General features: G+C 56.5%; 8 protein-coding genes. All 8 read left to right on the plus strand.

Going from position 1 to position 8,160, the window contains the following annotated elements; genetic code table 11:
• Nucleotides 1–62 precede the first annotated feature (62 nt).
• Nucleotides 63–701: a hypothetical protein gene (locus ACFWW2_RS02440; RefSeq protein ID WP_393925845.1), complete on the plus strand. Its 639-nt coding sequence runs from the start codon at nucleotides 63–65 to the stop codon at nucleotides 699–701.
• Nucleotides 702–721: 20 nt separating this feature from the next.
• Nucleotides 722–1,909 (plus strand): type IV secretion system protein, encoded by a 1,188-nt coding sequence (locus ACFWW2_RS02445; RefSeq protein ID WP_393925847.1) that lies wholly within the window; start codon nucleotides 722–724, stop codon nucleotides 1,907–1,909.
• Nucleotides 1,909–2,571, plus strand: a complete 663-nt coding sequence (locus ACFWW2_RS02450; RefSeq protein WP_393925849.1) for a VirB8/TrbF family protein — start codon at nucleotides 1,909–1,911, stop codon at nucleotides 2,569–2,571. The genes ACFWW2_RS02445 and ACFWW2_RS02450 overlap by 1 nt, the downstream gene beginning before the upstream one ends.
• A 56-nt stretch (nucleotides 2,572–2,627) precedes the next feature.
• Nucleotides 2,628–3,299, plus strand: a complete 672-nt coding sequence (locus ACFWW2_RS02455) for a VirB8/TrbF family protein (RefSeq protein ID WP_393925851.1) — start codon at nucleotides 2,628–2,630, stop codon at nucleotides 3,297–3,299.
• On the plus strand, nucleotides 3,296–5,119 hold the full coding sequence (locus ACFWW2_RS02460; protein WP_393925853.1) for a TrbI/VirB10 family protein: 1,824 nt from the start codon (nucleotides 3,296–3,298) through the stop codon (nucleotides 5,117–5,119). The genes ACFWW2_RS02455 and ACFWW2_RS02460 overlap by 4 nt, the downstream gene beginning before the upstream one ends.
• A 47-nt stretch (nucleotides 5,120–5,166) precedes the next feature.
• Nucleotides 5,167–6,483 carry a hypothetical protein gene (locus ACFWW2_RS02465; protein ID WP_393925855.1) on the plus strand — a complete coding sequence of 439 codons (1,317 nt, stop codon included), beginning with the start codon at nucleotides 5,167–5,169 and terminating at the stop codon, nucleotides 6,481–6,483.
• A 224-nt stretch (nucleotides 6,484–6,707) separates the two neighbouring features.
• The gene (locus tag ACFWW2_RS02470; protein ID WP_393925856.1) at nucleotides 6,708–7,187 is read left to right on the plus strand and encodes a hypothetical protein; all 480 of its coding nucleotides are present in this window, start codon (nucleotides 6,708–6,710) and stop codon (nucleotides 7,185–7,187) included.
• A 153-nt stretch (nucleotides 7,188–7,340) separates the two neighbouring features.
• Nucleotides 7,341–8,160 (plus strand): hypothetical protein (locus ACFWW2_RS02475; RefSeq protein ID WP_393925858.1); only part of this gene is annotated, 820 nt, incomplete at its 3' end.

Raw genomic sequence — 8,160 nt, forward strand, 5'->3', positions numbered from 1 at the left:
GGTTGCAGTTGCAGCAAATATCCCTCCTTGAAGGAGAGAGCCTTGTGCAGATGTCGCACGTCTTGTCCGCAAACCTCGAGCAGGTTCGTACATTGATGCAGACCTATGAGACGATCATGTACAATACGCAAGGCTTGCCAGATGCATTCAAGGACGAGATAACGGGTACAGTCGTTCAGATGCGGGGCATTCTGGAAGAGGCTGGCGCTGTTGCGCGTGATGGTCGGGCGCTTGATACATTCCTGCGATCGGGGGCCGTGACTGCGGATGCGTATGACCCGACGGCACTGGAAAACGCCCAGCTGACTGAGCGGTACGATGAATGGCTGGACACCTGGAACGGTACTCTGGAAAGCGGGCTTCGCCAGGCCGGTTTGACCTTTGAGGATGTCGAAAGCGATGCCGCTTTGATCGACGCCATCCAGGGACGCATCGGGAATGAGCAAGGCCAGATGCAAGCGCTGCAAGTGGCCAACGAGCTTGCAGGCACGATGAGTCGCCAATTGGTGGACCTGCGGATGCTCACCGCCTCGCAACTTCAGCAAAACTCCGTGGCCTGGGGCCGTGTGTTGGGTGAGCAGGATAATCAGGAAATTGCGCGCCGCGATACGGAGCAGGAGATCAAGCAAACGATTGAGAACCTAGAGCAGCAGCGGGACACAGGGCGCAGTATCCAGGATATCCTGGGGTTGCGACCTTGATGGGCTGCGACAAGGTGTGAATGCAATTGACCCATCATAAATCCCTTTTCGCTCTCTGTGCTGTGGCGGCGGTATTTGTTGCGACAGATGCGGCGGCCCAGGAGGTCGTTGAAACTGGTGACGACATTGTCACGCAGCTGAAACTGGCCGTTGACACGATGGGGGATCGCCTATCTGGCATTGTCATCGGCATCTTGGTGACGCTGCTCGCAGTGGATATTGTGTTGACCTTTGGACGCGCTGTGATCAGTGGGGCCAACCTTGGAGACGTTGTGGGACCGTTTGTCTTGCGGTTCGCGTTTGTGGGTCTGGCCTGGTACTTCGCGCAGAATGCGGCAGATATCGTTCAATTCCTGATCGAGACCACGTTGCGCATTGGCCAGCAAGCCAGAGGCAGCGAGACAGTAGAGGAACCGTCCGTTGGTAACATCATGCGTGATGGCTCCAACTATGCGTTGGCAGCGCTGGGTGAGATCTCGGTATGGAAGCCAGCCTCGATCTATAACGTTCTGGTGGCCATCATTATGGTCATTACGTCGGCGATTGTCGCGGCATTGCTGGTCCTGGTTTATGCGGAGTTTTACATCACCGCCTTTGCCGGACTGATTGTTCTGGCCTTTGCCGGCACGTCCAGCACCAAAGATGCTGCTGTGACCTACCTGAGAACGATGCTGGGGCAGGCACTCAAGCTGCTGGGTTTTTTGATGACCTACGCCCTTATGCAAGAAATCACCGTCGCCATTCTCGGAGCAGGCAGTGTGACGCTCGGCTTTGAGCAAAGCATGACTGCGATCATGGTTCAGGTTCTCCTCGTCATCCTGTTGGCGACGATCCCAACCGCGATGCAAAACCTCGCGGGGGGTGTTGCCGCAAGCGGCGCGTCTGATATCGCAGCACGGACCGCATCCCAGGCAACGACAACCGCGGGTGCTGCAGCTGTGGGCGGTGCGACCGGATCTGTTGTTGGCGCAGCGGTTGGTGGAACCGGTGCCGCGATCGGCTCAATGGGAGCGTCATCATCAATAGGCCAGGCGGTCGGGTCAGCTCTGAAAGGTATGGGATCAGGGGCAGTATCCGGAAGTCTTAAGGGCGCAAGAATGGGTGCCGGAGCGGCGGCCGCCACAAATCCCGGATCCCGCTACGGCAATACTGTCAGCCGCAACACCGCCGCGATGATTGAGCGCCTTGCATCGAAGTTGGACAAGTAATGCAAGAACAGCAGCAATGGCGCAGAGACTACGGTTCCAGAGTGGATGCTGCGCGCCGCAAGTTCGAATACTGGAGATTGATCGCCGCCGGCGTGTGGGCAAGCGCATTGGTCGTAGGTGGTCTCACCGTATGGCAAGCCACTGTCGTCAACATACGCCCTTTTGTGTCTGTGTCAGATTCTCAAGGTCGGGTTGCGCTCGGCATTCAACCTTCGGAGTTGTCAGACATCCCGTTCGTGGTGCAACGGCGCTTTGCACAGGATTTCATTTTCGCACTACGTGAAATCCCGAGCGATGATGCGTTGGTGTTGGCGCAGTTGATGCGCCTGAAAGCCTTTACGCCGCCGAACTCGGTGGCGCGTTCGAACGCAAATGACGCCGAGAACATCAACAACCCTCAGGCCCGTATTGTGTTGTCGGATGAACGTATGCGGGAAATCAAGATCGAGCGTATCGAGCTTCAGGAACCCGGCGTTTGGCTGATTGTCTGGAACGAAACATCAAGGTCCAAATCCTCTGGGCAACGTTTTTCGAGATTTCGTTATCAGGGCATTTTGCGGGTTGTCGTGAACCCGCCGATGAGCGCGGAAGATCTGGTTCACAAACCGGCTGCACTGGGGGTGGAAGACTTTGATGTGGTTCGATTGCGGGATGCAAGCTGATGTTGAGATGGATCAGGCGGCTCATTGCAGAAAACCACCAGGGTTCCGAGAACCACGTGGCGACAGGTGCCAGTGGCAACCCTTACGAATTGGCCGAGCAGGTTTGGAGTGATCGTCACGGTTCTTATCAGAGTCTGGCCCGTCAGGCACAACTCGTCACCGGGATAGGCGTCATAGTATTGGCGGCGAGCCTTGCAGCCTTGATCGTTGTCAAGTCGCGCGAGGGATATGTCCCGTTCCTCGTGTCATCCGCAGAATTGATCCCACCACGTGCTCTCGAGACGACATCGATTTCGCGACTGCCGGAAGGAGTTGCGCGTCGAGAACTTGCAACGTTTGTTGAGCGTCTGCGGTCCATACCTGCGGATCGGGAGGTACTGCGTCGTGACGTCGCGCGTCTGTTTGCTTTTCTGGCGCCATCAACAGCGGGCGAACGGCGCACCATGGAATTCATGGAAGATCCCGAGAGAACGCCACGTGCATTTCTTGGCCAACTGACGCGGCGTGTCGAGGTCACCTCTGTCGTCTACAAGGGTGGAAACAGTTGGGTTGTAGAATGGCGTGAAGTTGTTTCACCCAATGACCCCAATCTGGCGCCTCTCACGGGGCTTTACCAGGGCACATTGGTTGTGGGTGAAGCCGAGCCCCAGGATGCGGACGCCTTGGCCACAAATCCGTTTGGCCTGTTCGTCCAGGATTACTGGTTTGATTATTTGGGAGATGGATGATGGCCGATAAACTGCCCGGAGCTTCCCTACGCCGCATACTCATCATGACGGCAGTGGTAGGTGTAATGTCCACTGCGGTTCTTTCCGTCGTTGGTATTTCTTTGTCTTCACTTTTTTCAGGACTGCAAGGAGAGGGTCCCAGCCAGGCGATCAACGACGAACTCGGTGAGGCGCGCGCCGAGCGATACATTGGAGAAAGTCAAACGCGTTACGGTTCTGAGCAATGGATTGCCGACAATTCCCAATTTGAAACCGAGCAGCCGTTTGACGTTGATGCACAACCTGAAGTGCCGGCGCTGCGTGAACCGCCTGATGTGGCCAATGAACCTGATATACGCAATGAACCTGATTTGCCCATCGCAGGTTTGGACCCAACCGCCGCGGCCATGGCACAGATCAACAATGAGCAAGGCACTCCGGTTGCGCAACAGCGCAGCGCGGAGCCAATGTCGAACGAAATCCGGGTCATTCTCGAAGCCCAACAGCGCGAAGACGAACGCCGCGCCGTAAGAGCGCAAGAGGCGTCAATCGCGCCATTGGGTGACAGCATTCATAGCCCTGAAGACCTTTATGGGGCATCACAACGTGCAGCGGCAGAGGAAGCGCGTCGGTTGGAAGAGGAGCGCCGTGCAGCGGCGCGCGCTGACCTTAACCGTGTCGATCCGCTCCCTGTCTCTCCAGGATCCGCTGAGCCGGCCCAGAGCGGTCATATCCTTGCGGCAGGCACGGTTATTCGTGCTGGACTGCTGGATGCCATAGACTCTGAATTACCCGGGCTTGTGCGTGCAATGGTGACGAGCAATGTCTGGGATACAGATACGGGTAGAGTGATCGTCATTCCTCAGGGCTCCCAATTGTTGGGAGAATACATCAGCGCGTCTTCCCCGGGTCAGCGCCGCATGGGTATTATCTGGAATAGAGTGCGGTTTCCGAATGGAAATATGGTTGAGCTCGATAGTGCAGTCGCACTTGCTGAAGGCGGCGGTGTTGGCGTCGAAGGGCGGCGACGAAACGGTTTTTTGGTCGCTGTTTTCCAGACAGCACTGCTGAACCTGGCGGGATCGGTTGGGCAAACCCAAAGTTCCAGTGACGCTGCAACACTTGGCGCTGCAGCACAAATTGCGTTGGGGCAGGGGGTGGATCGCGTTGGGACGGCTTACATCAACGAAAGCCTGGCGCGCGGTTCGATATTCCGCATTGATGCAGGGACCTACATCAACGTCCAGATTACGCGAGACTTTTTCTTCCCTGACGCTGTTCAACACCGTGGTGACGTCGGTCCCATGAGTGGGGATCATCAAACGCGCATCATGCCGGCCAGCGCTGGTGCGATGCACATCCCCTATGATCCTTCCTTATATGGCGGTTGGGTAGACGTAGACGACGATTGCCAGGATACCCGCGACGAGATGCTTGAGCTCTTATCGATGGGTCCGATAACGCGCACCGCAGATGGATGCGCGATTGTGACTGGCCGTTGGCTCGACCCCTACACAGATGTGGTATTCACGCAAGCGAACCAGCTCGCGATCGATCACCTTGTGCCGTTGGCCTGGGCGCATATCCGGGGCGGTGCAAACTGGAGTGCAGAAACCAAGTCTCAGTTCGCCAATGACCCCATAAATCTGTTGGCGGTCGATCCAGCCGCAATCAGCACAAAAGGAGTACAAGGCTACGACCAGTGGTTGCCACCAGCGGCAGGGTTTCAGTGTCAGTACATTTTGCGTTTTGAGCATGTGATGCAGACTTATGGCCTGACATATCTGCCCAGTGAGGCCGCCGCGGTTCAGGCAACAAGAGATCACGTGTGTTCCGCTTGATCGCATATATCACACGACGCTTTAGCGTAGCCATTTGGATGGCTTTGATGATCGTCCTCACTCCGATCAGAGTGCACGCCTGCACGACATCGCAGATGTTGGAGTTCATCGGCAGTCTTGAAGCCCCTGAGGGATATAATCAAGTCTATAGCGGCGTAAAACTGATGCCGCCCGCACTGATCACCAGCATGACGGTGCAGGAGGTGATCAATTGGCAGCGCGAAGCGTCACGTACCGCCGTGTCCTCGGCAGCGGGTCGGTATCAGGTTATTCGGGCCACCCTGGAGAGTCTGGTTGCACGTGGTGTTGTGCGCCCGTCAGATCGGTTCAGTCCGAGGACACAGGATCGGTTGGGTGCCGCCTTGCTCGCGGATACCGGTTATACGAACGGCACCACGGACCAGAATGTCGCAAATCGGATTTCTGGCGTTTGGGCTGCCTTGCCGCGTGTCACGGGCCCGGGGCGTGGCGCCTCGACCTACGAAGGGATCGCAGGCAATCACGCCCTGATCGATCCAGACAGCTACATGGCATTCATGGCTTGTGAAATTGGGCTTTCGGAGATCAGAATCCGATCCACAATTGTGCGCGCGGGCTTACGCGTCGGGCTCAGCATTGAAGCCCTGTTAGAGAATGTCCGGGAGCAATCCGCCAAGATCGTCGAGCGGTATTCCCAAGTGGCAATCTGGTTGTTGTGGAGCCTGTTGGCGGTGCAGTTCGTGTTCACGTTCGGCCGCCTGGCTGTTATGGGCGAAGGACTGGATGCAATGATCGCGAGCATGGTTTTCTTGCTGCCGCTCACATTGCTGCTTTGGGTGGTGATCACCAACTTTGGCGACATTTTAACGTGGACAGCGAGAGCAGCCACGCAAGTCTCCAACGACACAATCGGCTCGGAAGGATTTTCGCTGGCAACACTCATCCGGGATCGGATGATCCTGTTCAGCCGCAACATGGAAGCCGGGTATGCGTTGTCAACCTGGGCCTACGGCGCCGTCTTGGCTGCAACGTTGTGCAACCTGATCGTGCTGGCTTTGCAGTTGGGCGCAGTGATCTTTGTCTATATGCGGTCTCTGATCGTACTGGCTGCATCGGCGATCCTGCTGGGGCTTGGTTCCCTGAGCGGTACGCAGCATGTGGCTTTTGGCGTGCTGGCGAAGCTTCTCGGGGCTTTTCTGCAGATTCTGACAATCACCATCATCCTGTTTGCGACACTGGATCTGACGAGAGATCTGAGCGCCGCACCGGGAATACTGGGCCGGGCCTTCGCCGCTTTAACCCTGGACCTCGTTGCGCTTGTGCTTTTGGTCGCGGTGCCGCGAACCATGACAAAACTAGCCGTTGTAAGAGGAGTTTCCGCGTGAATCTATTATTCGGTTTGGTGAGAACACTTCTCTTTTGCACAATCTCGAGCCTGGCGTTGGTGGTCATACCTGACCGCGCTGTTGCAGGGCCGGTCACAGCCAATTCAGAACAGGTGCGGGCATTCATTCGCCACTATGAGGCCACCAGTGATTACGATCTCTATCATCCTGGAATGAAACGAGCTCCACCTCGTCCTCTGACACAAATGACTGTGGGCGAGGTCATGGCATGGCAGAGATCACAGGGTAAGGTCATATCGACCGCATCCGGCGCATACCAAATCATTCAGAAAACCTTGCGTGGCCTCGTGAACAAGTATGGCATTGATCGTCATGCGCTGTTTGACCGTCAAATGCAGGATCACCTGGCGGATCTGTTGTTGTTGGAATGCAAAGCGCGTCGCAACAATGTCGTGCAATACGGAAACTGCATCGCGCATATTTGGGCGGCTTTGCCGCTGTTATCAGGGCCTGATGTTGGCAAATCGGCATATGACGGGATCGCGGGTAACCGTGCTCTCACAACCACGAAAAACTTCATGGCAATGCTGCAAGGCGACGGTGGGCAATTGACCCAACTGGTTGATGGTGGTGCTGCGGTTCTGTCTTACCGCGCCCGCGTCGCGCAGATGCAAGCGGAGATCGATGCTGAGCGAGAACTGGGACAGGCTGCTGTGTGGAACATGAGGCCATACTCTAACTAGGGACCAACCATGCGAGAGGTGCGATCAAGACGCCGACATTTCCTGGCCGCAATGCTTGCCATTGGGGCTGTTTATGCTGGGTTTTTCGTTGAAGCGGTGCCGCTTGTTGTCGCTGTTCTGCCGTTCGTTGCAGCCCTTTGCATGCGCCAACGCATGTTGCGTGGGCTGATCGTAGCACCCTACTTCCTGGTGATCGCGCTCATGGCGGGGTGGGGACTGATCCAAATGGGATACGCCCCATGGCCGGTCGCCATGGGTGGGTTGGCTGCCGCCGGCTTGTGTTCCGCGATGGTTGGATCTTTTGGTGTTACGATTTCATTTCTTGTCCTGGCGGCAACCCCTTTTTTTCCGGGGCATCCCTTGCTTGCGACGGGGTTCTTCATCGCTGACGGTACGATCTGGTCGCTTGCATTGGTGATCGCTGGTTGCGGCGCAATTGAAGGTTTCCGTTCAAAGCGCCGATACTCAACCAGCTTTGCGGTCGCGATGGTACTTGCAGGGGGAGTAGGGCTCGCCATGCAGAGCTTTTCGTCGGGGTCTCGATCCGAGCGCGAACTGGCATCGTCTGAGAGTTGGGAAGAGGTCGCGACGAACGCCAGCATCATGCCGACGAAGCGCGGGAAAATGATGGCAATCATGACCCATCTGCAGGAGGGGGAGACCTACATTACTGGCGAGAATATCCTGACATCGCAGGATCACCTCGAAATCCAGATGTTGTGCGATGTGCTCCCCTCCCGGAATGCCACTGTTTACCTCGGTATCCAGGAAGCCGGAACGGGCCGTTCACAGGTGCGCATTCTGCGTCCAGATAGTGATTGCAGGGACCTTCCACTCGCTTATGCCGCGCAAGTGGGTATACCTGGAATGACCGGGAACCTTTGGCCTTTTGCACCTGCTGTCGTTCATCGCTCCGACATTCGCCCCCATACCCAATGGCTCGCCTGCATTGAAGGATTCAGCCTTGCCAGTT

The sequence above is a fragment of the Yoonia sp. R2-816 genome (assembly GCF_046762905.1).
Taxonomy (GTDB): Bacteria; Pseudomonadota; Alphaproteobacteria; order Rhodobacterales; family Rhodobacteraceae; genus Yoonia.